General features: G+C 66.3%; 22 protein-coding genes. 9 read left to right on the forward strand and 13 right to left on the reverse strand.

Annotated elements, in window-relative coordinates; all coding sequences use genetic code 11:
* Positions 1-4: 4 nt before the first annotated feature.
* From MXB90_RS01215 to ptsP, 4 genes are all read left to right on the forward strand, one after another.
* On the forward strand, positions 5-3,073 hold the full coding sequence (locus MXB90_RS01215; RefSeq protein WP_250040007.1) for an efflux RND transporter permease subunit: 3,069 nt from the start codon (positions 5-7) through the stop codon (positions 3,071-3,073).
* A 110-nt stretch (positions 3,074-3,183) separates the two neighbouring features.
* A complete protein-coding gene (locus MXB90_RS01220) occupies positions 3,184-3,624 on the forward strand; it encodes a DUF1178 family protein (RefSeq protein WP_250040010.1) in 441 nt (146 codons plus the stop codon).
* Positions 3,625-3,708: 84 nt separating this feature from the next.
* A complete protein-coding gene (locus MXB90_RS01225; protein WP_250040013.1) occupies positions 3,709-4,968 on the forward strand; it encodes an aspartate kinase in 1,260 nt (419 codons plus the stop codon).
* Positions 4,969-5,004: 36 nt separating this feature from the next.
* Complete coding sequence (ptsP, locus tag MXB90_RS01230; RefSeq protein WP_250040015.1) at positions 5,005-7,245, forward strand: phosphoenolpyruvate--protein phosphotransferase; 2,241 nt, start codon at positions 5,005-5,007, stop codon at positions 7,243-7,245.
* A gap of 119 nt (positions 7,246-7,364) precedes the next feature.
* On the opposite strand, the gene MXB90_RS01235 is transcribed toward ptsP, so the two are convergent.
* Positions 7,365-8,132, reverse strand: a complete 768-nt coding sequence (locus tag MXB90_RS01235) for an EcsC family protein (RefSeq protein ID WP_250040017.1) — start codon at positions 8,130-8,132, stop codon at positions 7,365-7,367.
* Between the two features lie 54 nt (positions 8,133-8,186).
* Complete coding sequence (locus tag MXB90_RS01240; RefSeq protein WP_250040020.1) at positions 8,187-8,672, reverse strand: GNAT family N-acetyltransferase; 486 nt, start codon at positions 8,670-8,672, stop codon at positions 8,187-8,189.
* Positions 8,673-8,754: 82 nt separating this feature from the next.
* Here MXB90_RS01240 and MXB90_RS01245 point away from each other — a divergent pair, with 82 nt between their 5' ends.
* Complete coding sequence (locus tag MXB90_RS01245; RefSeq protein ID WP_250040022.1) at positions 8,755-9,351, forward strand: flavin reductase family protein; 597 nt, start codon at positions 8,755-8,757, stop codon at positions 9,349-9,351.
* Positions 9,352-9,359: 8 nt separating this feature from the next.
* On the opposite strand, the gene MXB90_RS01250 is transcribed toward MXB90_RS01245, so the two are convergent.
* Positions 9,360-10,226 (reverse strand): DMT family transporter, encoded by an 867-nt coding sequence (locus tag MXB90_RS01250; RefSeq protein WP_250040024.1) that lies wholly within the window; start codon positions 10,224-10,226, stop codon positions 9,360-9,362.
* Positions 10,227-10,363: 137 nt separating this feature from the next.
* On the opposite strand from MXB90_RS01250, the gene MXB90_RS01255 reads away from it, so the two are divergent.
* Both MXB90_RS01255 and MXB90_RS01260 read left to right on the forward strand, forming a co-directional pair.
* A complete protein-coding gene (locus MXB90_RS01255; RefSeq protein WP_250040025.1) occupies positions 10,364-11,251 on the forward strand; it encodes an S-methyl-5'-thioadenosine phosphorylase in 888 nt (295 codons plus the stop codon).
* Positions 11,248-11,778 carry an adenine phosphoribosyltransferase gene (locus tag MXB90_RS01260; RefSeq protein WP_250040026.1) on the forward strand — a complete coding sequence of 177 codons (531 nt, stop codon included), beginning with the start codon at positions 11,248-11,250 and terminating at the stop codon, positions 11,776-11,778. Before MXB90_RS01255 ends, MXB90_RS01260 begins: the two co-directional genes overlap by 4 nt.
* Before the next feature lie 165 nt (positions 11,779-11,943).
* On the opposite strand, the gene MXB90_RS01265 is transcribed toward MXB90_RS01260, so the two are convergent.
* The 10 genes from MXB90_RS01265 to coxB form a co-directional block, all read right to left on the reverse strand.
* Positions 11,944-13,359, reverse strand: a complete 1,416-nt coding sequence (locus MXB90_RS01265; protein ID WP_250040027.1) for an FAD-binding oxidoreductase — start codon at positions 13,357-13,359, stop codon at positions 11,944-11,946.
* A 71-nt stretch (positions 13,360-13,430) separates the two neighbouring features.
* On the reverse strand, positions 13,431-14,015 hold the full coding sequence (locus tag MXB90_RS01270) for a GNAT family N-acetyltransferase (RefSeq protein ID WP_250040028.1): 585 nt from the start codon (positions 14,013-14,015) through the stop codon (positions 13,431-13,433).
* Positions 14,015-15,277 carry a M16 family metallopeptidase gene (locus MXB90_RS01275; RefSeq protein ID WP_250040030.1) on the reverse strand — a complete coding sequence of 421 codons (1,263 nt, stop codon included), beginning with the start codon at positions 15,275-15,277 and terminating at the stop codon, positions 14,015-14,017. Before MXB90_RS01275 ends, MXB90_RS01270 begins: the two co-directional genes overlap by 1 nt.
* Entirely contained in the window at positions 15,274-16,665 is a 1,392-nt protein-coding gene (gene thrC / locus MXB90_RS01280) for a threonine synthase (protein ID WP_250040031.1), read from the reverse strand. Before thrC ends, MXB90_RS01275 begins: the two co-directional genes overlap by 4 nt.
* An 11-nt stretch (positions 16,666-16,676) precedes the next feature.
* Entirely contained in the window at positions 16,677-17,354 is a 678-nt protein-coding gene (locus MXB90_RS01285; RefSeq protein ID WP_250040034.1) for an SURF1 family protein, read from the reverse strand.
* A gap of 66 nt (positions 17,355-17,420) precedes the next feature.
* Positions 17,421-18,221, reverse strand: coding sequence for a cytochrome c oxidase subunit 3 (locus MXB90_RS01290; RefSeq protein ID WP_250040036.1), 801 nt, complete (start codon positions 18,219-18,221; stop codon positions 17,421-17,423).
* A gap of 19 nt (positions 18,222-18,240) precedes the next feature.
* Positions 18,241-18,816, reverse strand: a complete 576-nt coding sequence (locus MXB90_RS01295; protein WP_250040038.1) for a cytochrome c oxidase assembly protein — start codon at positions 18,814-18,816, stop codon at positions 18,241-18,243.
* Positions 18,813-19,073 carry a hypothetical protein gene (locus tag MXB90_RS01300; RefSeq protein ID WP_250040039.1) on the reverse strand — a complete coding sequence of 87 codons (261 nt, stop codon included), beginning with the start codon at positions 19,071-19,073 and terminating at the stop codon, positions 18,813-18,815. The genes MXB90_RS01295 and MXB90_RS01300 overlap by 4 nt, the downstream gene beginning before the upstream one ends.
* 1 nt (position 19,074) lies before the next feature.
* Positions 19,075-20,007: a heme o synthase gene (gene cyoE, locus MXB90_RS01305; RefSeq protein ID WP_250040040.1), complete on the reverse strand. Its 933-nt coding sequence runs from the start codon at positions 20,005-20,007 to the stop codon at positions 19,075-19,077.
* Between the two features lie 57 nt (positions 20,008-20,064).
* Positions 20,065-20,931 (reverse strand): cytochrome c oxidase subunit II, encoded by an 867-nt coding sequence (coxB, locus tag MXB90_RS01310; RefSeq protein WP_462982182.1) that lies wholly within the window; start codon positions 20,929-20,931, stop codon positions 20,065-20,067.
* Between the two features lie 174 nt (positions 20,932-21,105).
* Here coxB and tldD point away from each other — a divergent pair, with 174 nt between their 5' ends.
* On the forward strand, positions 21,106-22,527 hold the full coding sequence (tldD, locus tag MXB90_RS01315) for a metalloprotease TldD (protein ID WP_250040041.1): 1,422 nt from the start codon (positions 21,106-21,108) through the stop codon (positions 22,525-22,527).
* 273 nt (positions 22,528-22,800) lie between these two features.
* Complete coding sequence (dprA, locus tag MXB90_RS01320; protein WP_250040042.1) at positions 22,801-23,970, forward strand: DNA-processing protein DprA; 1,170 nt, start codon at positions 22,801-22,803, stop codon at positions 23,968-23,970.
* Positions 23,971-24,028: the final 58 nt, after the last annotated feature.

Genomic DNA, 24,028 nt, shown 5'->3' on the forward strand with positions numbered 1-24,028 from the left:
CGCGATGCATTTCACCGAACTTTTCATCCGCCGCCCGGTCCTGTCCACCGTCCTTGGGGCCTTCATGCTGCTGCTGGGGTTCCAGGCGGCCTTCAACCTGCCCGTCCGGCAATATCCCGAGGTCGAGGAAACCGTGGTGACCATCACCACGATCTATCCCGGCGCCGCGCCCGAGCTGATCCAGGGCTTCATCACCGCCCCCATCGCAGCCGCCGTGGCGACGACGGAAAACATCGACTATGTCACCTCGCAGTCGCGGCCCTCGGCCTCGGTCGTGTCGGTGCAGATGCAACTGGGCGCCAACCCCGACGTCGCCCTGACCGAGGTTCTGGCCAAGGTGCAGCAGGTCCGCGGCCAGCTGCCGGGCGAGGCCGAGGATCCGGTGATCGTCAAGGGCACGGGGATGCAATTCGCGCTGATGTATCTGGCGGCGCAAAACCCCAACATGACGCCCGAACAGCTGACTGAGTATCTGGAACGGGTGATCCGCCCGCGCATGTCCACGATCCCGGGCGTGGCCGAAATTCAGGTGATCGGCGCGTCGAACTATGCGATGCGGGTCTGGATCGACCCGCTGAAGCTGGCCGCGCGCGGCGTCACCGCATCCGAGGTTCTGGCCGCGATCCGTGCGTCGAACTTCCTGTCGGCGCCGGGCAAGACCGAAAACGAATATGTCGCCCAATCGATTACGCTGAAATCCACCCTGCAAACGCCCGAGGCCTTCGGCGCCTTGCCGATCCGGGCCACGGGCGATGCGGTGGTGCGCCTGCGCGATGTGGCGCAGGTCGAGCTTGCCTCGGACCAGTCGGGCGAGATCGTCACCTTCAACGGCCAGCCCGGCACCTTCATCGGCGTCTTCCCGACACCGGCGGCCAACCCGCTGGACACCGCGGCGGCCGTGGTCGCCGAACTGCCGCGCATCAATGAAACCCTGCCCCAGGGCATGCAGATCGAGCTGGTCTACGATTCCACCGAGACGATTTCGGCCTCGATCACCGAGGTGTTCAAGACCATCGCCGAGGCGGTCGCGATCGTGGTCGTGGTGATCTTGCTGTTCCTTGGATCCTTCCGGTCGGTGCTGATGCCGATCGTCACCATCCCGCTGTCGCTGGTGGGGGTGATGGCGGTGCTGCTGGCGCTGGGCTATTCGATCAACCTGCTGACGCTGCTGGCGATGGTGCTGGCGATCGGGCTGGTGGTCGATGACGCGATCGTGGTGGTGGAAAACATCCACCGCCATATCGAAGACGGCATGAAGCCCCTGCCCGCCGCCGTGAAGGGCATGAAGGAAATCACCGGCCCGGTCATCGCCATGACGATCACGCTGGCCGCGGTGTTGGCGCCGCTGGCCTTTACCGGCGGGCTGACGGGGGCGCTGTTCACCGAATTCGCCTTTACGTTGGCGGGGGCGGTGATTCTGTCAGGGATCATCGCGCTGACGATCACACCGATGATGTCGGCGCGCCTTCTTAGCCACGGCACCACGTCGCGCTTCCAGCGCTGGGTGGATCGCAAATCCGACTGGCTGGCGGGCTGGTATGGGCGGCGCGTGGGATCGTCGCTGGATTACCGGCCGGTCACGGTGCTGATCGTGGCGGTGCTGGTGGGGGTGACGGGGTTCATGTTCGTCAACACATCAACCGAGCTGGCCCCGGAAGAGGATCAGGGCGCGCTGTTCGCCTTCCTCAACGGGCCGCGCTATGCCACCGACGATTATACGCAGATGTATATCGACCGGGTCGAGGCGATCACCGGCGACATGGAGGAGGTGCGAACCGACTTTTCCATCGCGGGCTTTGGTGGCCAGGGCAATACCGGCATCTACATCTGGGCGCTGAAGGATTGGGCCGAACGCACCCGCAGCCAGAAAGAGATCCAGCAGGACATTCAGGCAAGCCTGAACACGGTGCCGGGCGTGCAGGGCTTTGTCTTTGCGCCCCCCACCCTGCCGGGCACGGGCGGCGGCCTGCCGATTTCCATGGTGATCCAGTCGATCCACGCCCCCGACCGGGTGGCCGAGGTGGCCGACCAGATCAAGGCGCGGGCCCAGGCCACAGGCAAGTTCATCATCGTTCAGAACTCGCTGGCCTTCGATGCGCCCGAGGTGCGCGTGACCATCGACCGCGACCGGGCCGCCACGCTGAACGTGCCGGTGGCCGAAATCGGCGCGACGCTGGGCCTTTTGGTGGGCGGCGGTGCCGTGGCGCAGTTCGACCGCGATTCCAACAGCTATGACATCATCACCCAGGTGCCGCGCGATTTCCGTGCCAACCCCGAACAGCTGGGCAGCTTCTTCGTGCGTGCCGCGACCGGTGAAATGGTGCCGCTGTCCTCGGTCGTGACGATCGACACCGGCGTTGCCGCGGCTTCGGTCGAACAGTTCAACCAGCTGAATTCCGCCACCATCTCGGCGCTGCCGCTGCCGGGCCAATCCACCGGCGACGGCCTGGCCGAGATTGAGCGGATCGCGCGCGAGGTGATGCCCGACGGCTTCTTCATCGACTATTCCGGCCAGTCGCGGCTGGAGGTGAAGCAGGGCAACACCATCCTGATCGCCTTTGCCGCGGCGGTCGTGGTGATCTATCTGGTCCTGGCCGCGCAGTTCGAAAGCTTCCGCGACCCGTTCATCATCCTGATGTCGGTGCCGCTGACGATCTTCGGGGCAGTGTTGCCGCTGAACCTCGGGCTGGGGACGCTGAACATCTATAGCCAGGTGGGTCTGATCACGCTGATCGGCCTGATCACCAAGCACGGCATCCTGATGGTGGAATTCGCCAACCAGCAGCGTGAGGAGCACGCCCTGACCCGGCGCGATGCGATCGTCGAGGCCGCCAAGATCCGTCTGCGGCCGATCCTGATGACGACGGCGGCGATGGCGCTGGCGGTGGTGCCCTTGATCATCGCCGAAGGCGCGGGCGCCGCCGCCCGGCAGGCGATGGGCATCGTCATCTTCTCGGGGCTGCTGGTGGGCACCATGTTCACGCTGTTCGTGGTGCCGATGTTCTACACCTTCATCTCGCCGTCCGACAAAGCCTGGCGCGCCGCGCGTGAGGCCAGGCTGGCAGCGGGCTGACCCACAGCCCCGACCCATGGGCCCCCGTCGTGCCGCGACGGGGGCGCCCCCCAAAGGCTTGCATTCGCCGCGCGCTGGCATAGATGTGGGTCAGGGAAACAGGTGCGCCAATGATCCGGTTCACGCTAAAATGCGATCAGGACCACAGCTTTGACAGCTGGTTCAAATCCGCCGAGGCCTTCGACACGCTCAAGGCCTCGGGGATGGTGTCCTGCGCGGTCTGTGGATCGGCCAAGGTGGAAAAGGCGCTGATGGCCCCGGCGGTGCGCCCCGCGCGCAAGGCGGCCAGCCCCCAGCCCACGGCCGAACGCCCGCTGACCGCGCCACCGTCCGAGCTGGAACAGGCGATCACCGCCCTGCGACGCCATGTTGAGGAAAATTCCGATTACGTCGGGCTGAACTTTGCCGCCGAGGCGCGCGCGATGCATCTGGGTGAGGCGCCCGAACGCGCGATCCACGGCGAGGCCAAGCTGGAAGATGCCCGCGCCCTGCTGGAAGACGGCATCGCGGTGGCCCCCCTGCCCTTTCTGCCCAGCCGCAAGACGAACTGATCTGCCCCGCGCCGCCCCCTTGCAAGCGCGGCCCCCTTCCGTTAGCAGGGGCGCAATTCTTTCGGGCGGTCCAGGGGGGTATCCATGCCGCTTCTCGTGATGAAATTCGGTGGCACCTCGGTGGCCGATCTGGCGCGGATCAAGAACGCGGCGCAAAAGGTCAAACGCGAGGTGGAACGCGGCTATGACGTGATCGTCATCGTCTCGGCCATGTCGGGCAAGACGAACGAACTGGTGGGCTGGGTCGAACAGACCTCGCCGCTGTTCGATGCGCGCGAATATGACGCGGTCGTGTCCTCGGGCGAAAACGTCACCGCGGGCCTGATGGCCCTGACGCTGCAGGAAATGGACGTTCCCGCGCGCAGCTGGCAGGGCTGGCAGGTGCCGATCAACACCACCTCGGCGCATTCGGCGGCCCGGTTCGTCAGTATCCCCCGCGACAATATCGACGCGAAATTTGCCGAAGGCATGAAGGTTGCCGTGATCGCGGGCTTCCAGGGCGTCAGCCCCGAAGGCCGGATCACCACCCTGGGCCGGGGCGGGTCGGATACGACCGCCGTCGCCTTTGCCGCCGCTTTCGGCGCGGAACGCTGCGACATCTACACCGATGTGGACGGGGTCTATACCACCGACCCGCGCATCAGTTCAAAGGCGCGCAAGCTGGACAAGATCGCCTATGAGGAGATGCTTGAACTGGCATCATTGGGCGCGAAAGTGCTGCAGACCCGCTCGGTCGAGCTGGCGATGCGCTTCAACGTGCGCCTGCGGGTGCTGTCCTCATTCGAGGAAACCGACGAAACCTCTGGAACCCTGGTCTGCGGTGAGGAAGAAATCATGGAATCGAAAGTTGTTTCCGGCGTGGCCTACAGCCGCGATGAAGCCAAGATCACCCTGGTCACCGTCGAGGACCGCCCCGGTATCGCCGCCGCGATCTTTGGCCCGCTGTCCGAGGCCGGCGTGAACGTGGACATGATCGTCCAGAACATTTCCGAAAAGGATTATGAAAATCACCCCGGCGCGGTGACCGACATGACCTTTTCCTGCCCGATCAACCAGGTCGCGCGCGCGAAAAAGGCGATGGAAGACGCCCGCACCGCCGGTCTGATCAACTATGACGACCTGGCCGTCGACACCGAGGTGGCCAAGGTTTCGGTCGTCGGCATCGGCATGCGGTCACACGCAGGGGTTGCGGCGACCATGTTCAAGGCACTTTCTGCGGAAAATGTGAACATCAAGGTGATTTCCACCTCCGAGATCAAGATTTCTGTTCTGATCGACCGGAAATATATGGAACTGGCGGTTCAGGCGCTTCATGATGCCTTCGAACTGGAGAAATCGGCCTGATCTGACGGCCTGCACCACGGGGGCGAAGCAGGGCACATGCCCGACCGCAGTGAGAGCGACAGCCGCACCCTGCTGCGGCGCCTGCGCGACACGCTGGCAACCCCGGGCAAGGGGCAGGAACGGCTTGACCGGATCACCCATCTGATCGCGGATTCGATGCAGACGCAGGTCTGCTCGATCTACCTGTTCCGCGACCCCGAGACGCTTGAGCTTTGCGCCACCGAAGGGCTGAACCCCGAGGCCGTGCACCAGACCCGCCTGAAGCTGGGCGAGGGTCTGGTGGGCCGGGTCGCCCGATCGGGCCGGCCGATCAATACCGGCGATGCGCCATCCGAAAAAGGTTTCCGCTACATGCCGGAAACCGGCGAGGAAATCTATTCCAGCTTCCTTGGCGTGCCGATCCAGCGGGTCGGCGAACGGCTGGGCGTGCTGGTGGTGCAGTCGAAAGACGCACGGCAGTTTTCCGAAGACGAGGTCTATGGCCTTGAGGTCGTGGCGATGGTCCTGGCCGAGATGACGGAGCTGGGCGCCTTCGTGGGCGACGGCGAAGGCATCGGCGCGGCGCATCAATTCCCGCTGGTCTTCCGCGGTGCCACCGGCCAGGAAGGCGCCGCCGAAGGCCGCGTCTGGCTGCATGAGCCGCGCGTGGTCGTGACCAACCCCGTCGGCGACGACCCCGAGGCCGAGCGCGCCCGCCTGGAAGAAGCGGTCGAGAAACTGCGCGCCCAGATCGACGGGATGCTGACCGACAGCAGCGGCATGGACAAGGACCACCGGCAGGTGCTGGAAACCTACCGGATGCTGGCCCATTCCCGCGGCTGGATGCGGCGGATGACCGAAGACATCGGCCTGGGCCTGTCGGCCGAGGCGGCGGTGGAAAAAGAACAATCCACCGCGCGGGCGCGGCTGGAACAATCGACCGACGCCTATCTGCGCGACCGCCTGCATGACATCGACGACCTGTCGAACCGGCTGCTGCGCATCCTGACCGGCCAGGGCAAGGATACCGGCGCCGAACTGCCCGAAAACCCGGTTCTGGTGGCGCGCAACATCGGCCCGGCCGAACTTCTGGAATATGGCCGGGCGCTGAAGGGCGTGGTGCTGGAAGAAGGCTCGGTCGGCAGCCATGCCGCCATCGTCGCCCGCGCCCTGGCGATCCCGCTGGTGATCCACGCCGCCCGCATCACCACCGAGGCGCTGAACGGCGATGCGATCCTGGTCGATGGCGATCAGGGTATGGTGCATCTGCGCCCCGAAGAAACCGTCGCCAGCGCCTTCCGCGACAAGATCGCGATGCAGGCCGAGGCGCAGAAACGCTATGCCAGCCTGCGCGACCAGCCCGCCGAGGCGCGCTGCGGCACGCGGCTGTCGCTGATGATGAATGCCGGGCTGATGGCCGATCTGCCCTCGCTGGAAGGGTCGGGGGCGGATGGGGTCGGCCTGTTCCGCACCGAACTGCAGTTCCTGATCCGCAGCCGCGTGCCCCGCCGCGCCGAACTGGCCGCGCTTTATGGCCGGGTGATGGATGCCGCCCAGGGCCGGCGGGTGCAATTCCGCACCCTGGATATCGGATCGGACAAGGTCCTGCCCTATATGAAACCGCAAGACGAGCCGAACCCCGCGATGGGCTGGCGCGCGATCCGGGTGGGGCTGGACAAGACGGGCGTGCTGCGGATGCAGCTACAGGCGCTGCTGCGCGGCGCGCGCGGCCGGCCGCTGTCGGTCATGTTCCCCTTCGTCGCCACCCCCGGCGAGTTCGCGGCTGCCCGCGCAATGCTTTTGCGCGAACGCGACCGCGAGGCCAGCCTGGGCCATGCCGTGCCCGAAGACCTGCGCATCGGCGCCATGCTGGAAACGCCCTCGCTGGCCTATGCCCCCGACAGCTTTTTCCGGGGCTGCGACTTCCTGTCGATCGGGGGCAACGACCTGAAACAGTTCTTCTTTGCCGCCGACCGCGAAAACGAGCGCGTGCGCCGACGCTATGACACGCTGGACACCAGCTTTCTGACCTTCCTGGAAACCATCGTGGCGCGCTGCGCGGCATCCGGCACGGCCCTGTCCTTCTGCGGCGAGGATGCCGGCCGCCCGGTCGAGGCGATGGCCTTGGCCGCCCTGGGCTTTCACACGCTGTCGATGCGGCCCGCCTCGATCGGGCCGGTCAAGCATCTGGTGCGCCGCGCCGATCTGACCCGGCTGAAGGCGGTCATCGACCACGCCCGCGCCGATGGCGCGCCCTCGGTCCGCCCGGCGGTAACGGCCTATCTGTCATCGCTTTAACCCCGCGGCACATCAGCGATGGGGGGGGAATGAGTATTTTTGCCAAGAAGAAGCATGCCGTTTCTTCTTGGACCAAATACTCCCGCCGGAGGCATCCGCGGCCAGAGCCTGCGCAACGGTCAGACTTTGGCGGTGATCCGCGCCACAAGTTCCTCACGCAACAGCCCCTCATCCAGCGCGCTGTCGCGGGCAAGGCGTTTCAGGCCGAAATGCACGCGCGCGATATCCTGATAATAGCTGGTGAAGGTATAGTTGATCGCGGCCCCGGCAACCGCGCCCAGGACGGGCGCGGTCTGGGCCGCAAGTTTCTGCCCCATGACCGCCGCCAACCGGGGCGCCACGCGGGCGATCAGGCCGTGCAGGCTGGCCCCGGTGATCGTGACCTTGGCTGCCAGAAAACCCATGTCGGTGCCATCGTCGCGTGTCAGCGGCCCGGCCGCGGCAAAGACCCGAAGGCAGTCCAGCCGCACCGCGTCATTAGCGGGATCAAAGCCGTGCTCGGCCGCGATTCCCTGGATCGCGCGCAGCAGCATCGTCACCGTGAAGGGCAATTCCGCAAGCGCCCCCGGCAAGCCGCCAAAGCCCCCCGCCGCCCCCATTGCCGTGGTCAGCGCGCGGTTGACCCAGTCGCCACGGTCGGCCACCAGCCCGCGTGACCGTTCGGCCGCGCCGAAGGCGGTTTCCAGCGCGCGGGCGGTCGCGCCCTCCAGCCCGTCGCGCACCGGGGCGGGCAGTTTTGCCATCAGGGTTTCGGCAGAGCCCCCGACATAGGTCAGCAGCTGCATCCCCAGCCCGGCGGCGCCATTGTGTCGGCGCGCCAGCGCGTCAAGTTCTCCAAGGATGGCCGGATCGGTGACGGGGGGCAGGATTTCGGGCTGTGCGGTCATCGCCTTCTCCTTCGCATCGCCCTGATATGGGGGGATTGCGTGGCCTGTGCCAGATCAGACGCGCGCCTTTTTCACCTCGCCCCGAACGCCATCCCAGGCGCCGGGCACCAGTTCAAGGCCCAGGACACGGTCGGGGTTGGTTGGCGGCGGCATGATCACCCCATCCAGCTTTTCAAAGCCGAAGCGCGAATAATAGGGCGCATCGCCCACCAGCATGACCCGTTCCCAACCCAGCTTGCGCGCCTCGGCCAGGCTTTCGTGGATCAAGAGCCCGCCCAGCCCTTCGCCCTGCCGGGTGGGGTGCACCGCGACCGGGCCCAGAAGCAGGACGCGCTTGCCGCCCACCTCGACCGGCCAATAGCGGATGACGGCGGCCAGGACGCCATCTTGGCGCAGCGTCAGGCACAGCGGCGCAACCTTGGGCACGCCTTCGCGCAGCCGGTAAGAAGACAGCGCCGTGCGCCCCGGCGCGAAGCACAGGTCATACAGGGCCTCTACCTCCCACCAGTCGGCATCGGCTTCCTCTTCCAGCTGATACATCCTGCGCGCCGCCCCCCGGAAATCACCTGGAAACGCGCCTAGCACGGGGCTAGGTCAGGGGCAAACATGTAAGGAATGCGCGATGTTCTACCGACCCGAGGATGGCCACGGTCTGCCCCACAACCCGTTCAACGCGATCGTCGCGCCGCGGCCCATCGCCTGGATTTCGACCCGCGGCAGGCTGGGCGACAACCTGGCGCCCTATTCGTTCTTCAATGCGGTCGCTTATGTTCCGCCCCAGGTGATGTTCGCGTCAACCTCGGCCAAGGCGGACCGGGGCGACACCAAGGACACGGTCGCGCAGATCCGCGAAACCGGGGCGTTCTGCGTCAATCTGGTCGAGTTCGCGCTGAAGGATGCGATGAACGCAAGCTGCGCGGATCTGCCCGCGGGGACGGATGAATTTCAGGTGGCGGGCCTGGACAAGGCAGACTGCGAAACCATCCCCTGCCCGCGCGTGGCCCAGGCCCCGGCCGCGCTGGAATGCCGGCTGGTGCGGATCGAGCCCTTGTTGGGCGACAACAACTTTCTTGTTCTGGGTCAGGTGACGGGTGTGCATATCCGCCCCGATTGCCTGCAAGACGGGCGCTATGCCCCGCCGGACCGGCTGGCGCGGCTGGGCTATCACGATTACGCGGCGGTGCGCGACACATTTGCGATGCGCCGCCCCGGGGCCTAGCCGGCTGACTAGCCGCTGGGACCGGCGCGCCGCCCCCGCAGCAGGGTATAGACGCCGCTGGCGATGATCACGGCAGATCCGATCAGCGTGGCGGCATCGGGCCGTTCACCAAAGGCAACTGCGCCCAGGATCAGCGCAAAGATCAGCCGCGTGTAGCGGAAGGGCGTCACCACCGACACCTCGCCGATGCGCATCGCCGCCGTCAGGCCCCAATAGGCCGCGACGCCAAAGACGGTGGCGGCCAGGATCTGGCCCGCCGCCCCCAGCCCCGGCCATACCGCCCCCCCTGTGAAGGCCAGAAGCCCCGCCCCGGTGGGGATCAGCATGGCAAAGCCGTAGATGCCCAGCTGCATGTTCGACAGCACCTTCGGCGCGGCCCGCGTGGCCAGATCGCGCCCGGCAAAGCCCAGCATGCCCATCACCGTGAACAGCGCGGCGGGCACGAACCCCGCCATCCCCGGGCGCAGCACGATCAGAACGCCCAGAAAGCCGATGACAATCGCCGCCCAGCGCCGTGGCCCAACCCTTTCGCCAAAGATCAGCGCCGCCCCCGCCACCACCACCAGCGGCGTCGCCTGCAAGATCGCCGAGGCATTCGACAGCGGCGTCAGCGCAATGCCCAGCGTATAGCCAAGCCTGCCGATCACCTCCATCACCGCCTTCACGATCATCGCGCGGCCCAGAATCGCGGGATGGAACAGCCGTTCGCCGCGCCGCGCCGTCAGCGCCATGAAGGCCAGCATTCCGCCAAGGCCGAACAGCATCAGCACCTGACCGACCGGCAGGGCCTGCGCGGCGCGCTTGATGAACATGTCCTCCAGCGCAAACAGCCCCATGGCCGCGACCATCAGCACCGATCCCCGGATGTTTTCCAAAGCGCCCCCCGTTCTTGCCGTCGCCGCATCTGCGGCCTTGGTATAGCGCAGGCGCGGCGCGCTGACAGGCGCAATCGGGGCTTTTCCCCGGTGCCGCGCAGGCATAATCTGCCCCCACCATAACGGAGGCGTGTCGGATGCAGACCATGATCGGCGTGATCGGCGGTTCAGGGATCTATGACATCGCGGGCCTGCAGGACGCGACCTGGGTTGAGGTGAACACCCCCTGGGGGGCGCCATCGGACCTGATCCTGACGGGCACGCTGGACGGCAGGCCGATGGCCTTTCTGCCCCGCCACGGCCGGGGCCATGTGCATACCCCGGCAACCGTACCCTACCGCGCCAATATCGATGCGCTGAAACGGCTTGGGGTCACCGATGTGGTCGCCGTCTCGGCGGTGGGGTCGCTGAATGCGGCCATGGCGCCGGGCGATTTCGTGGTGGTCGATCAATATATCGACCGCACCTTCGGCCGGGTGAAATCCTTTTTCGGGCCGGGCCTGGTGGGCCATGTCAGCCTGGCACATCCCACCTGCGCGCGCCTGTCGCGGGCCTGCGCCAGCGCCGCGGCCGAGGCCGGCGTGATGGTGCATGAAACCGGCACCTACCTGGCGATGGAAGGGCCGCAGTTTTCCACCCTTGCCGAAAGCCGGATGTACCGCAGCTGGGGCTGCGACGTGATCGGCATGACCGGCATGCCCGAGGCCAAGCTCGCCCGCGAGGCGGAACTTTGCTATGCCTCGATCGCCATGGTCACCGATTACGATTGCTGGCACCCCGACCATGACGCGGTCGATGTGGCAGTTGTCATCCAGACGCTGGGCCGAAACGCCGGGGCCGCGCGCCAGATGGTCGCGCATCTGCCCCGCGCCCTGCCCGGCCCCGGCACCCCCTGCCCCTGCGGCTGTGACCGGGCGCTGGATAACGCGATCATGACCGCGCCTGAAAAGCGCGACCCCCAGCTTGTCGCGCGGCTGGATGCCGTGGCAGGCCGCGTCCTTACCCCCCGACCGGAGAAAGCATGAAAACCGTCAAGGATTACATCCGCACCATCGCCGATTTCCCCCACGAAGGCATCCTGTTCCGCGATGTCACCACGCTGTTCGCCGATGCGCGCGGCTTTCGCATGGCGGTGGATCAGCTGCTGCACCCCTGGGCTGGCGAACGGATCGACAAGGTCGTGGGCCTTGAGGCGCGCGGCTTCATCCTGGGCGGCGCGATCGCGCATCAGCTGTCCAAGGGCTTCGTTCCGATCCGGAAAAAGGGCAAGCTGCCGGGTGCCACGATCAGCCAAGCCTACAAGCTGGAATATGGCGAGGCGATCATGGAGATCCACGCCGATGCGCTGCAGCCCGGCGAAAGGGTGCTGATCGTCGATGACCTGCTGGCAACCGGCGGCACCTGCGAGGCAGGCATCCGCCTGATCGAGCGCCTGGGCGGGGAAATCGTCGGCTGCACCTTCATCGTCGACCTGCCCGAACTGGGCGGACGCAAAGTGCTGGAATCCTTGGGCGTTCAGGTCAATGTCCTGTGCGAATTCGAAGGGCTTTAGGGGGGCGTCGGGCGTAATCCCACCGGATCCGCGCATCGGTAACCATTCCGCAACGCGAATCATGTCACACAGCGGATGCCTGATGGTTCAGGGCTGCTTGCAAAACACGTGAACCAAAGTGCCGCGCCCTGCCGTTCCCCCCGGCAGGGCGTATTGCCCCCCAGATCACAACGCGCGCAACACCGCGCCGGGGTTCATGATGCCACCGGGGTCCAGCGCCGCCTTGATGGCACGCATTGCCGCCAGCTTGCCCGGATCGCCAAATCGTTCCAGATCGGCCACCTTCAACCGCCCGATCCCGTGTTCGGCCGAAACCGATCCCCCCAGCGCATCGACGATCTCATGGATGCAATCCTTGATCCTCGGCCGGTCCGCCTCATGGTCGGCGCGGGTCCCTCCCGGAACGGGAAAGACGTTGTAATGCAGATTGCCATCGCCCACATGCCCAAAGCAGTTGACGCGATAGTCCCCCATCGCCGCCAGCGCCGCATCGGCCCGCGCGATAAACGCGGGCAGCGCGGCCAGCGGGACCGAGATGTCGTGGCTGGAAATCGCCCCTATCCGGCGGTTCGCCTCGGGCAGGCTTTCCCGCAGGGTCCAGAACGCGGCGCGCTGGGCCTCGCTTTGGGCAATCACGCCGTCAGTGACCAACCCGGCCTCGGCCCCCGCCTCGAACAGGCCCGCCAGCGCCTCTTGGGGGTCAAGACCCTGCGGCAATCCAACCTCGACCAGCACCATCCAGGCGGGCGGGCGCGCAAAGGGCTGGCGCAGTTCGGGCCCCACCTCATCCAGGAACAAAAGCCCCTGACGCCCGATCAGCTCAAAGGCCGACATACAGCCGCCCATCCGCGCCTCGGCCAGCGCAAGCAGTGCCAGCGCCTCGGCCGGGCCCGGCACGGCCAGCATCGCCGTCCCCTGCCCCGCGGGGCGCGGAAACAGGCGCAGGCTGGCCGCGGTGATCACGCCCAGCGTGCCCTCGGCCCCGATCAGCAGATCCTTCAGATCATAGCCGGTATTGTCCTTGCGCAGGCGCTTCAACCCGCGCAGCACGGTGCCATCGGGCAAAACCGCCTCGACCCCAAGGCACAGATCCCGCGCATTGCCATAGCGCAGCACATTCACCCCGCCCGCATTGGTCGAAAGACAGCCGCCAATCCGCGCACTGCCCTGGCTGGCCAGCGACAAGGGAAAGATCCGCCCGGTTGCTTCTGCCGCCTCTTGCACCGCCTGCAAGGTCGTGCCCGCCTCGACGATCAGCACATTGCCCACCGGATCGACCTCGCGCACCGCCGTCATCCGCTCCAGCGACAGGATCACCGGCGCGGGGCCCTCGGGCGCGACCTGCCCGCCGACCAGCCCGGTGCCACCGCCATAGGGCACCACCCCCACCCGCGCCGCCGAACACAGGCGCACCACTGCCGCCACCTCATCCACCAAACGGGGGCGCACCAGCACCCCGCCCCGGCCCGTGAACCGGCCCCGCGGCTCTTCCAGATGCCGCGGCTCGGGCCGCTCGGCCCGCAGCCCCGCCACCTCGGCCTCAAGGGCGCGTGCAAATTCTTCAGTCGCAGGCTTCAGCATCGCTTCGCGCTTTCATCTTGCCCCAAATACCTCGGGGGGGTCCGAAGGACGGGGGCAGCGCCCCCAATCCCTCAGCCGATTTCGGTTCGCCCCCGCCTGTCCCCGCGCAGATTGGCGTAAAGCACATGATTGCGCCAGCGGCCGTTGATCTGCAGATAGCTTTGCGCCACGCCTTCATATTTGAAGCCCGATTTTTCCAGCACCCCGCGGGACGCCGCATTTTCCGGCAGGCAGGCCGCCTCGATCCGGCTCAGGTCCAAAGCGGTGAAGGCATGATGCACCACCGCGCGGATTGCCTCGCGCATGAACCCCTGACGGGCGTGGCGCGCGCCCACCCAATAGCCCAGCGTCCCCGCCTGCGCGGGTCCGCGCCGGATATTGTCCAGCGTGATCGCGCCCAGCACCGCGCCATCCTCGCGCCGGATCAGGAACAGCGGCAGCGCCGTCCCCGAACTTGCCGCCCGGGCCGCCCAATAGACCCGGTTGGCAAAGGCCTTGCGTCCCAGGTGGTCATGCGCCCAGGACGGCTCCCACTGGGTCAGGAAATCACGACTTTCCTCGCGCAGCCAGGCCCAGTCGCGAAAGTCCGAATGCTGCGGCAGGCGCAGCGTCATCCGCTCCGTCTCGATCCGCAGCTTCCGACGGCGCGTCAGCATCAGGCGACAAGCCTTTCGCGCAACGCCTCCAGCGCGGGCGCGGCCTGGACGGGGCCATACAGCGCCAGCGCCGATCGCCCCGAACCGGCCAGGCTTTCGCCATAGGCCCGCACCGCATCGCGGCTGACTGCGTCGATCTTGGCGGTGATCTCCTCCAGCCCCGGAATCCGGCCCCAGATCGCCAGGTTGCGCGCCATCCGTTCGGCGCGGGCCGAGGGGCTTTCCAGCCCCATCAGCATCCCCGCCTTCATCTGCGCGCGGGCGCGGGCCACTTCGGCCTCGGTCATGTCATCGGCGGCGCGCTTCATCTCATCAATGGTCAGCGCGCACAGCTCACCGATTTCCTCGGCCGAGGTGCCGGCATAGATCGTGATCATGCCGGTGTCGTCATAGGCCCCAGCCTGGGCAAAGATCGAATAGCACAGCCCGCGTTCCTCGCGGATCTTCTGGAACAGGCGGCTGGACATGCCTCCCCCCAGCGCCGTGGTATAGACCTGCGCGGTATAGATCGCCGGGTCGCGATAGCCCGGGCCTTCCAGCGCCAGCGCGAAATGGACCTGTTCCAGATCCTTCAATTCACGCCGTTCGGCGCCCTGCCAGCGCGCGGGCTGCACCGGATGCGCGCCCACGGGGCGCAACGCGCCAAAGATCGCCTCGGCCTGTTTCACGATCGCGGTGTGATCCACCGCGCCCGCCGCCGACAGGATCATCTGATCGGGCCCGTAATGTTCAGCAACAAAGCCCGACAGATCCCCCCGCCCGAAGGCCGAAACCCGTTCCGCCGGGCCCAGGATCGTGCGACCCATCGGCTGATCCGGGTAGGCGGCTTCCTGCAGCCAATCAAAGATGATGTCATCGGGCGTGTCCAGCGCCTGACCGATTTCCTGCAAGATCACATGGCGTTCCACCTCGATCTCGCGCGGGTCGAAGACCGGGTTCAGAACGATGTCGGAAATCACGTCCAGCGCGCGGGCCACATCCTCGCCCAGCACACGGGCGTAATAGGCCGTCATCTCGCGTGAGGTATAGGCATTGATATAGCCGCCCACATCCTCGATTTCCTCGGCGATGCGCAGCGCGCTGCGGGTCTTGGTGCCCTTGAAGGCCATGTGTTCCAGGAAATGCGCAATGCCGTTCTGCTCGGCCCGTTCATGCCGGCCACCCGCCGTCACCCATATCCCGACCGAGGCCGAGGCCAGCCCCGGCATATTCTCGGTCACGATCCGCAGGCCGTTGGGAAGCGTGGTCAGGTTGATCGTCAATGGCGGCGCCTTTCACGGATCAGCGCTTCAAGCGCCGACAGGTCATTGGGAACACGGGTCACCCGTTCGGGCCGGTCGAACAGATCGGCCATACGGGGGGGCAGCGCCGGGCGGATGCCGGTGGCGGCCTGCACCGCATCGGGGAATTTCGCCGGGTGCGCGGTGGCCAGCGTCACCATCGGCACGGGCGCGGTCGCATGGGCATGGCCCACGCGCACACCGACCGCGGAATGAGGGCACAGCAATTCGCCCGACCGGGTCAGTTCCTGGGTGATGGTTTCCGAGGTTTCCTGTTCGGACACCCGGCCCGAGGTGTAGATTTCGCGCAGCGCCTGCAGCGCGCCCTGGCTGACGGTGAAGCCGCCCTGCGCCTTCAATTCATCCATCAACTGCGCCACCGCCGCGCCATCGCGGCCATAGGCCCAGAACAACGCGCGTTCAAAGTTCGAGCTGATCTGAATATCCATCGACGGGCTAATCGAGGGCTTGACCCCGTCCATCCGGTATTCACCCGTGGTCAGGCAGCGGTGCAGGATGTCGTTCTGGTTCGTCGCCACCACCAGCTTGTCGATCGGCAGGCCCATTTCGCGCGCGATGAAGCCCGCAAAAATGTCGCCGAAATTGCCGGTGGGCACGGTGAAGCTGACCTTGCGGGCGGGCGCGCCCAGCGACACGGCGGCGGTGAAGTAATAGACCACCTGCGCCAGGACGCGCGCCCAGTTGATCGAGTTCACACCCGCCAGCCCAACCTCATCGCGGAAGGCGAAGTCGTTGAACATGTCCTTCAGGCGGTTCTGGCAATCGTCAAAGGTGCCATCCAGCGCAAGCGCATGGACGTTGGATTCCGACGGCGTCGTCATCTGGCGGCGCTGCACATCCGACACGCGGCCATGCGGGAACAGGATCACCACATCGACATTATCAAGGCCGCGGAACGCCTCGATCGCGGCTGATCCGGTATCGCCCGAGGTGGCGCCGACGATGGTAATGCGGCGGCCTTCCTTCGCCAGCGCGATCTGGAACAGCTGCCCGATCACCTGCATGGCGAAATCCTTGAAGGCCAGCGTGGGCCCGTGGAACAGCTCCAGCAGGAAATGCCCCGGCGCCAGCTGCACCAGCGGCGCGCGCGCGACATGGCCAAAGCCCGCATAGGCCCGGTCGATCGCGCCCTTCAACTCGGCCTCGGTGAAGGTATCGCCCACGAAGGGCTTCATCACGCGCAGCGCGACCTCTTCATAGGGCAGACCGGCCAGCGCGGCGATGTCGGCCGGGGTCATCACCGGGATCGTCTCGGGCACATAGAGCCCGCCGTCGCGGGCCAGACCCGTCAGCATCGCTTCGCCGAAGCTCAGGACCGGGGCCTGCCCCCGGGTGGAGATATAGCGCATCAACTCGCCCTTCAGATTTGTCTTTGCCTGATACGCCACAGAAGGAACGCTGTCATCCCCGACCACACGGCGGCCAGCGAAAACCAGGTGATGGCGTAATTCAGATGGTCATTCGGAACGCCGGTTATGGACACCGGCTGCGGGCTGATGCCCTGGGCGTCGCCCGCGACTTGCGCGGCCACGACCAGCAACGGCTCGGTCCCCAGATGGGCGGCCATGGCGGGCACGTCGCGGGCGAACCACAGGCCTTCGGCCAGATCGGGCGCGGGGGTATAGCTGTCGGCCTCGGCGGGCCAGTGCAGGTTGCCGGTCACGATCAGCGGCACGGCGGGGCGGGCATCGCGGCGGCCCTTTTCCGGCAGGAAGCCACGGTCCAGCAGAATCCGCCGACCATCGCCGGTTTCAAAGGCGGCGATCACCTGAAACCCCGCGCCAATGCCTTTCTGCCCCGACAGGACCAGAATCTCTTGCCCCGTCGTCGCGCCGGCCAGTTCGACGGGCGTGTATTTCAACGCCACCGGATCGGCCCCCGCCGCGGGCAGCGGCCCCGGCGCGCCACCGATCTGGGCGGAAATCTCGGCCAGCATCGCGCGCTTCCAGTCCAGGCGGTCCAGCTGCCAGAACCCCAGCGCCAACAGAACGGCGCAGCCGCCAAGGCCCAGAAGAAGGGGAAAGACATAGCGCATCATCACAGGCTCCAAATGCAAGGCGCGGGGGTTTCCCCCCGCGCCGGTCATGAGTCAATCGGTCAGGACCTAGCGACCCCAGACATAGATCGAAGCGAACAGGAACAGCCAGACCACATCGACAAAGTGCCAGTACCAGGCAGCGGCCTCAAAGCCCACATGCTGCTGCGGGGTGAAATGGCCCTTCAGCGCCCGGATCAGGCAGACCAGCAGGAAGATCGTGCCGATGATGACGTGGAAGCCGTGGAAGCCCGTCGCCATGAAGAAGTTCGCGCCATAGATGTTGCCGGCCAGGCCGAAGGCCGCGTGGCTGTATTCATAGGCCTGCAGCAGGGTAAAGAAGAAGCCCAGGATCACCGTCAGCACCAGGCCGCTGATCACATCCTTGCGGTTGTTTTCATGCACCAGCGCATGGTGCGCCCAGGTCAGCGTGGCGCCCGACAGCAGCAGGATCAGCGTGTTGATCAGCGGCAGGTGCCAGGGGTCGAAGGTTTCAATCCCTGCAGGCGGCCAGACGCCATCGACCAGCGGGCTGTCGGGGCCCATCGGATACAGCGCGTGCTTGAAGAAGCTCCAGAACCAGGCGACGAAGAACATCACCTCGGACATGACGAACAGGATGAAGCCATAGCGCAGGCCGATCCGCACCACCGGGGTGTGATCGCCGGTCTCGCCTTCGCGCACCACGTCCGACCACCAGCCGAACATGCAATACAGCACCAGCGCCAGGCCGATGAAGAAGACCCAGGGCGTCGTGCCGGTCATCCACAGGACGGCGCCGAACAGCATGACGAACGCGCCGACCGAGCTTAGGAACGGCCAGATCGACGGGGGCAGAATGTGGTAATCGTGGTTTTTCGCGTGCGCCATTTCGATTTCCTGTTGGGCCTCAGTTGACGGGCGCCGTTACCGCAGGCCCAAGGGCGGCCTGCTGTTCGGGCAACTTGGTTTCATAAAAGGTGTAGGACAGCGTGATCTGGCGGATATGGCCGGCATCACGATCCTTCACCAGGGCGGGATCGACGTAGAACGAGACCGGCATCTGCACCCGTTCGCCGGGTTGCAGCACCTGTTCGGTGAAGCAGAAGCAGTCGATCTTGTCGAAATAGTAACCGGCAAGGTCAGGGGCGACGTTATAGCTGGCGGTGCCGGCGATCACCCGGTCGGTGGGGTTGTAGGCCTCATAGAAGGCAAGGCCGGTTTCACCGATCCGCAGGGTCATCTCACGCTGGACCGGCTTGAACTGCCAGTCCATCCCCTTGGCGGTGTTCGCGTCAAAGCGCACCGTGACCAGTTCATCCAGGATGACGTCGGATTCCGCCTCGGCGACATTGGTGGTGCCACCATAGCCGGTAACGCGGCAGAACCAGTCGTAGAACGGCACCGCCGCCCAGGCCAGCGCGCCCATCAGCACGACCACGCCAACCAGGCGCAGGGCGATGCGGTTATTGGCCTGCGCGTTCATTGTCCGGGCCCCGTGGTGGCGGGGGCAATCGGCGCGCCAGGCGCAATTACCGGCGCGGCGGGGCGGTTGACCGGCTCGGTCGCCGGGGTGATCGACACGCGCGGCTGGTGGTCAAAACCTTCCAGGCTGACGCCGGTCTGCACCTTGGCGATGGTCAGGCCAAAGACCAGCGCGGCGAAGCCCACCAGAACCAGGCCCAGCCCCATGTTCCGCCCGAAGCGGCGCTGATGCAGGGCGCTGTCTTTCGTGATTGCCATGTTACCAGATCCCCAACCCGAAGGCGCGCAGGGCCGAATCGGCCAGAAGCGCAGTGAAATGTGCGAAGAGATACAGCAGCGAGAAGCGGAAAAATGCTTTCTCGGCCTTGTAGCCATCGGCCTCGGCCGCAGCCTCATCGCGGGCGCGGATCGCCCAAGCCCCGCGGATGAACAACGCGTTTAGCACAAGGCTAGTCAACAGATAGACCGGCCCGCCGATCGTGGTAAAGGCCGTGCCCACCGCCACCGGCGCCAGGATCAGCGTGTAGCCAAGGATGTGGCGGCGGGTGACCTTGCGGCCATGCGTCACGGTCAGCATCGGCACGCCGGCGTTGGAATAATCATCCTTCATGAACAGCGCCAGCGCCCAGAAATGCGGCGGCGTCCACAGGAAGATCAGCAGAAACATCGCCACCGATTCGACGCTGATGCCGCCCGTCGCAACGGCCCAGCCGATCATCGGGGGGAAGGCCCCCGCCGCGCCGCCGATCACGATGTTCTGCGGGGTCGTGCGTTTCAGCCACATCGTATAGACGACGGCATAGAAAAAGATGGTGAAGGCCAGGAACAGCCCGGCAAAGACATTCGCCGCCAGCGCCAGCATGACACAGCTGATCCCGGCCAGCGCCAGACCAAAGCCCAGCGCCTCACCCTCGGTGACGCGGCCCGCGGGAATCGGGCGGCTCTGGGTGCGGCGCATCACGCGGTCGATGTCGGCGTCATACCACATGTTCAGCGCGCCCGAGGCACCGCCGCCCAGCGCGATGAACAGCACGGCAGTAAAGGCCACAAAGGGATGCACAGGCGCGGGCGCGACCAACAGCCCGACCAGCGCGGTGAACACCACCAGCGACATGACCCGCGGCTTGAGCAGCGCGACGTAATCGCCAAACTGCGCCTCGCCCCCGCGATCGATGATGCCGATATCGCTCATGTCCCGTTACTCCCTCCGGGTGTGGGCGCCGGGCTGCCCCGGCGCGCCGCGATCAGATCAGTTCGACGCCAGCTTCACGGGCGCGTCGGTATCCAGCGCCGCAAAGCCATCCTGCGCGCGGGCCACCCAGTCGGCATAAACCTCTTCCGAGACGACCTTGACGACGATGGGCATGTAGGAATGGGCCTGACCGCACAGTTCCGAACACTGGCCGAAATAGACGCCTTCCTGTTCGGCCTTGAACCACAGCTGCGCGATGCGGCCCGGAACGCCATCCTGCTTCACGGCGAAGGCCGGAATGGTCCAGGAATGGATCACATCGGCCGCGGTCACCTGCATCACGACGGTCTTGTTGACCGGCACCACAACCGCATTGTCGGTGGCCAGCAGGTATTCATCGGGCTCATAGCCATGCGCGGCCAGTTCTTCCTTGGGCAGCATCAGCGCGTCGAAGGCGATTCCCTCATCGGCATATTCATAGCCCCAGTACCACTGATAGCCGGTCGCCTTGATGACGACATCGGCCGCCGGGATTTCCTGCTGCTTCCACAGCGCCGGCAGCGAGAACGACCCGATGACGACCAGAATCAGGATCGGCACCACCGTCCAGGTCACCTCGATCGGGGTGTTGTGGGTAAAGCGCGCCGGCGTCGGGTTCACACGACGGTTGAAGCGCAGGATGGCGTAGACCATCAGCGCCACCACGAAGATCGTGATCACGGTGATGATATACAGCACCATCCCGTCCAGCCACTGCTGGTCGCGCGCCAGTTCGGTCGCGGCAGGCTGAAAGCCAATGCCATCGGCCACCGGTTTGCCGACACGCGGCAGGCCGGTGATCATGTCCTGGGCCAGCGCGGACCCGGCCAGCATGGTCGAGGTGAAAGCAGCCGCGAGGCCGCGGCGAATGGTCGCAAAACGCATAGTGTTTTCCCGTTCCCTGATGCGGCTCTCCCTGCCGCGCAACGCCTTTGCGCCCCGAAAGGCCCATCCCCGTTGTATGACGGCAGCTTAAAATCATATTAGATGCACAGCAACAAGCAAAAGCTGCGACACCATGCCGCTTTTTGATCCAGATCAATGACGAAAGAGACACCGATGACCGCAGAGCGCTTCGCCCCCTTCGACACCTTGCTGGATCGTGACGAGGCCTTGGCCACGTTGCGCGCGGCCACCGCCGGGGCAGAAGATGGGGAATTGTTCCTGGAACGCCGCCGGTCCGAGGCACTGGTCTTCGATGACGGCCGGGTCAAGACCGCAAGCTATGATGCCTCGGAGGGATTCGGCCTGCGCGCCGTGCGCGGCGAGGTGGCGGGCTATGCCCATTCGACCGAGATTTCGGGCGCGGCGCTGAAACGTGCCGCCGAAACCGCGCGGCTTGCGGTGGGCGATGGCGGCGGCGTCATGGCCCCACCCCCGCCCGGCACCAACCGCAAGCTTTACGGCGATGCCGATCCGATGGCCGATGCCCCCTTTGCCGCCAAGATCGACATCCTGCGCGAGATCGATGCCTATGCCCGCGGCTTGGACCGGCGCGTGGTGCAGGTCTCGGCCAGCATGGCGGCCAGCCTGCAAGAGGTCTTCATCCTGCGCCCCGAAGGCGGCCTGGTCAGCGACATCCGCCCCATGGCACGGCTGAACATCTCGGTCATCGTGGAAGAAAACGGTCGCCGGGAATCGGGCGGCCACGGCGGCGGCGGGCGCTTTGGCCTGACGGGGCTGATTGACCCGGCGCATTGGAAGCCCGTCACCCAAGAGGCGCTGCGCATCGCGCTGGTGAACCTGCGCGCCGAACCCGCCCCGGCGGGTCAGATGGATGTGGTTCTGGGCCCCGGCTGGCCGGGCGTGCTGCTGCATGAGGCGGTGGGCCACGGGCTGGAAGGCGATTTCAACCGCAAGAAGACCTCGGCCTTTGCGGGCCTCATGGGGCAGCAGGTGGCCGCGAAGGGCGTGACCGTGCTGGACGATGGCACGATTCCGGATCGGCGCGGCTCGATCTCGGTTGATGATGAGGGCACGCCTTCGGGGAAAAACGTGCTGATCGAGGACGGCATCCTGGTGGGCTTCATGCAGGATCGGCAAAACGCGCGCCTGATGGGGGTGACCCCCACCGGCAACGGGCGGCGCGAAAGCTATGCCCATATCCCGATGCCGCGCATGACCAACACCTACATGCTGGGCGGGACCGCCGAACCGGCGGCGATTCTGGCCGATCTGAAAGACGGGATCTATGCCGTGGGCTTCGGCGGCGGGCAGGTCGACATCACCAACGGCAAGTTCGTCTTTTCCTGCACCGAGGCCTACCGGGTGAAAAACGGCGTGCTGGGCGCGCCGGTCAAAGGCGCCACACTGATCGGCGACGGCCCGACCGCGATGCGCCAGATCCGCGCAATCGGCAATGACATGGCGCTCGACCCCGGCATCGGCAATTGCGGCAAGGCCGGGCAATGGGTGCCTGTGGGCGTGGGACAGCCCACGTTGATGATCGGCGGGCTGACGGTGGGTGGTTCGGCCACCTGACGGGCGCTGCGGCGGGCGGCACCTGCGGAAGCGCTCCGCGCGGGAGTATTTCGGCCAAGAAGAAACCTACGCTTCTTCTTGGCGAAATACTCCGGGGGGTGAGGCGCGCCCGCGCCGAGGGGGGCAGCGCCCCCCCTGCCCCCGTTCCGTCCCTACGCCGGTCAGGGGTAGCGTGCGGAAAAATCACCGGACCGGCACCGAATCGTTGCGGCGTAAACCACTTGTTAACGTTAAGGGCGCTATACCGATCCTGCGAATGAGGCGGAGGGACGGATGAAAGCAGATTTGTTTTCTTACCCCACCCCCTTCACCCCACCCACCACGGAAGAAGATGAACTGTCGTCGCTCCGTCTCATTCGTTCCCGTCGCGTGGGGCCGACGACCTTTCACCGCATGATCGCCGAACATGGCAGCGCCGATGCCGCGCTGGCAGCTCTGCCCGAGATGGCACGCGCTGCCGGGATCACGGATTACGCCCCCTGCCCCGAAGGCGTCGCACGGGCCGAGATCCGGGCGGCGCGGCGCATGGGCGCGCGGCTGCTGCGGATTGGCGCGCCGGGGTATCCGCAGCTTCTGGCGGCGCTGCCCGATGCGCCCCCGCTGATCTGGACCTTGGGGGATTCGGCGCTGCTGGCGCGCCCGATGGTGGCGCTTGTGGGGGCACGCAATGCCTCATCCCTGGGCGGGCGCATGGCGCGCAAGCTGGCCGAGGAGCTGGGGGCGGCGGGCTATGTCGTCGTCTCGGGGCTGGCCCGCGGGATCGACACGGCGGCCCACAAGGCCGCGCTGGCCACCGGCACGGTCGCGGTTCAGGCCGGCGGGGTCGACACGATATATCCTGAGGAGAATGCGGGCCTTGCCGCGCAGATCGCGGCAACCGGCCTGCGCCTATCCGAACAGGCGATGGGGCTTGAACCGCAGGCGCGCCATTTCCCGATGCGCAACCGCATCATCGCAGGGCTGTGCCGCGCCGTTGTGGTGGTTGAGGCTGCATCGCGATCGGGCAGCCTGATCACCGCGCGGATGGCGCTGGACCAGGGGCGCGAGGTGCTGGCGGTTCCGGGCCATCCGCTCGATCCGCGCGCAGGCGGCTGCAATACGCTGATCCGCGATGGCGCCACCCTGATCCGTGGCGCCGAGGATGTTCTGGCCGCCCTTGAAGCGGCCGGTTTCGGACTGCCCGCGCCCGAAGCTGCCCGCGCGCCCCGAACGGCGGAGGCCCCCGTGCCGCAGATCCCACCCGCGCAAGCGGCCCCATCCCCGGCGTCCGACACGATCGGCGCGCGGATCCTGGACCGTCTGGGCCCCAGCCCCGTGGCCGAGGATCAGCTGATCCGGGACCTTGGCCTGTCGGCTGGACAGTTCGCGGCCGCGCTGGTGCAACTGGAAATGGACGGCCAGATCCAGCGTCAGCCCGGCGGCCTGATCGGCCGTGCAGTCTAGCGCTACAGCCCTGCCCGCGGACCACCCGGCCGGCAGGGCGCGCGCGCGACGCCCGGTC

Source organism: Phaeovulum molybdatiresistens, assembly GCF_023544865.1.
Classification (GTDB): Bacteria; Pseudomonadota; Alphaproteobacteria; order Rhodobacterales; family Rhodobacteraceae; genus Pontitalea.

Excerpts from the sequence above, each read along its gene's own strand:
- MXB90_RS01215 (WP_250040007.1), top strand. The coding sequence starts at position 5 with ATGCATTTCACCGAACTTTTCATCCGCCGCCCGGTCCTGTCCACCGTC.
- MXB90_RS01220 (WP_250040010.1), top strand. The coding sequence starts at position 3,184 with ATGATCCGGTTCACGCTAAAATGCGATCAGGACCACAGCTTTGACAGC.
- MXB90_RS01225 (WP_250040013.1), top strand. The coding sequence starts at position 3,709 with ATGCCGCTTCTCGTGATGAAATTCGGTGGCACCTCGGTGGCCGATCTG.
- ptsP (WP_250040015.1), top strand. The coding sequence starts at position 5,005 with ATGCCCGACCGCAGTGAGAGCGACAGCCGCACCCTGCTGCGGCGCCTG.
- MXB90_RS01235 (WP_250040017.1), bottom strand. The coding sequence starts at position 8,132 with ATGACCGCACAGCCCGAAATCCTGCCCCCCGTCACCGATCCGGCCATC.
- MXB90_RS01240 (WP_250040020.1), bottom strand. The coding sequence starts at position 8,672 with ATGTATCAGCTGGAAGAGGAAGCCGATGCCGACTGGTGGGAGGTAGAG.
- MXB90_RS01245 (WP_250040022.1), top strand. The coding sequence starts at position 8,755 with ATGTTCTACCGACCCGAGGATGGCCACGGTCTGCCCCACAACCCGTTC.
- MXB90_RS01255 (WP_250040025.1), top strand. The coding sequence starts at position 10,364 with ATGCAGACCATGATCGGCGTGATCGGCGGTTCAGGGATCTATGACATC.
- MXB90_RS01260 (WP_250040026.1), top strand. The coding sequence starts at position 11,248 with ATGAAAACCGTCAAGGATTACATCCGCACCATCGCCGATTTCCCCCAC.
- MXB90_RS01265 (WP_250040027.1), bottom strand. The coding sequence starts at position 13,359 with ATGCTGAAGCCTGCGACTGAAGAATTTGCACGCGCCCTTGAGGCCGAG.
- MXB90_RS01270 (WP_250040028.1), bottom strand. The coding sequence starts at position 14,015 with ATGCTGACGCGCCGTCGGAAGCTGCGGATCGAGACGGAGCGGATGACG.
- thrC (WP_250040031.1), bottom strand. The coding sequence starts at position 16,665 with ATGCGCTATATCTCCACCCGGGGGCAGGCCCCGGTCCTGAGCTTCGGC.
- MXB90_RS01285 (WP_250040034.1), bottom strand. The coding sequence starts at position 17,354 with ATGATGCGCTATGTCTTTCCCCTTCTTCTGGGCCTTGGCGGCTGCGCC.
- MXB90_RS01290 (WP_250040036.1), bottom strand. The coding sequence starts at position 18,221 with ATGGCGCACGCGAAAAACCACGATTACCACATTCTGCCCCCGTCGATC.
- MXB90_RS01295 (WP_250040038.1), bottom strand. The coding sequence starts at position 18,816 with ATGAACGCGCAGGCCAATAACCGCATCGCCCTGCGCCTGGTTGGCGTG.
- MXB90_RS01300 (WP_250040039.1), bottom strand. The coding sequence starts at position 19,073 with ATGGCAATCACGAAAGACAGCGCCCTGCATCAGCGCCGCTTCGGGCGG.
- cyoE (WP_250040040.1), bottom strand. The coding sequence starts at position 20,007 with ATGAGCGATATCGGCATCATCGATCGCGGGGGCGAGGCGCAGTTTGGC.
- coxB (WP_462982182.1), bottom strand. The coding sequence starts at position 20,931 with ATGCGTTTTGCGACCATTCGCCGCGGCCTCGCGGCTGCTTTCACCTCG.
- tldD (WP_250040041.1), top strand. The coding sequence starts at position 21,106 with ATGACCGCAGAGCGCTTCGCCCCCTTCGACACCTTGCTGGATCGTGAC.
- dprA (WP_250040042.1), top strand. The coding sequence starts at position 22,801 with ATGAAAGCAGATTTGTTTTCTTACCCCACCCCCTTCACCCCACCCACC.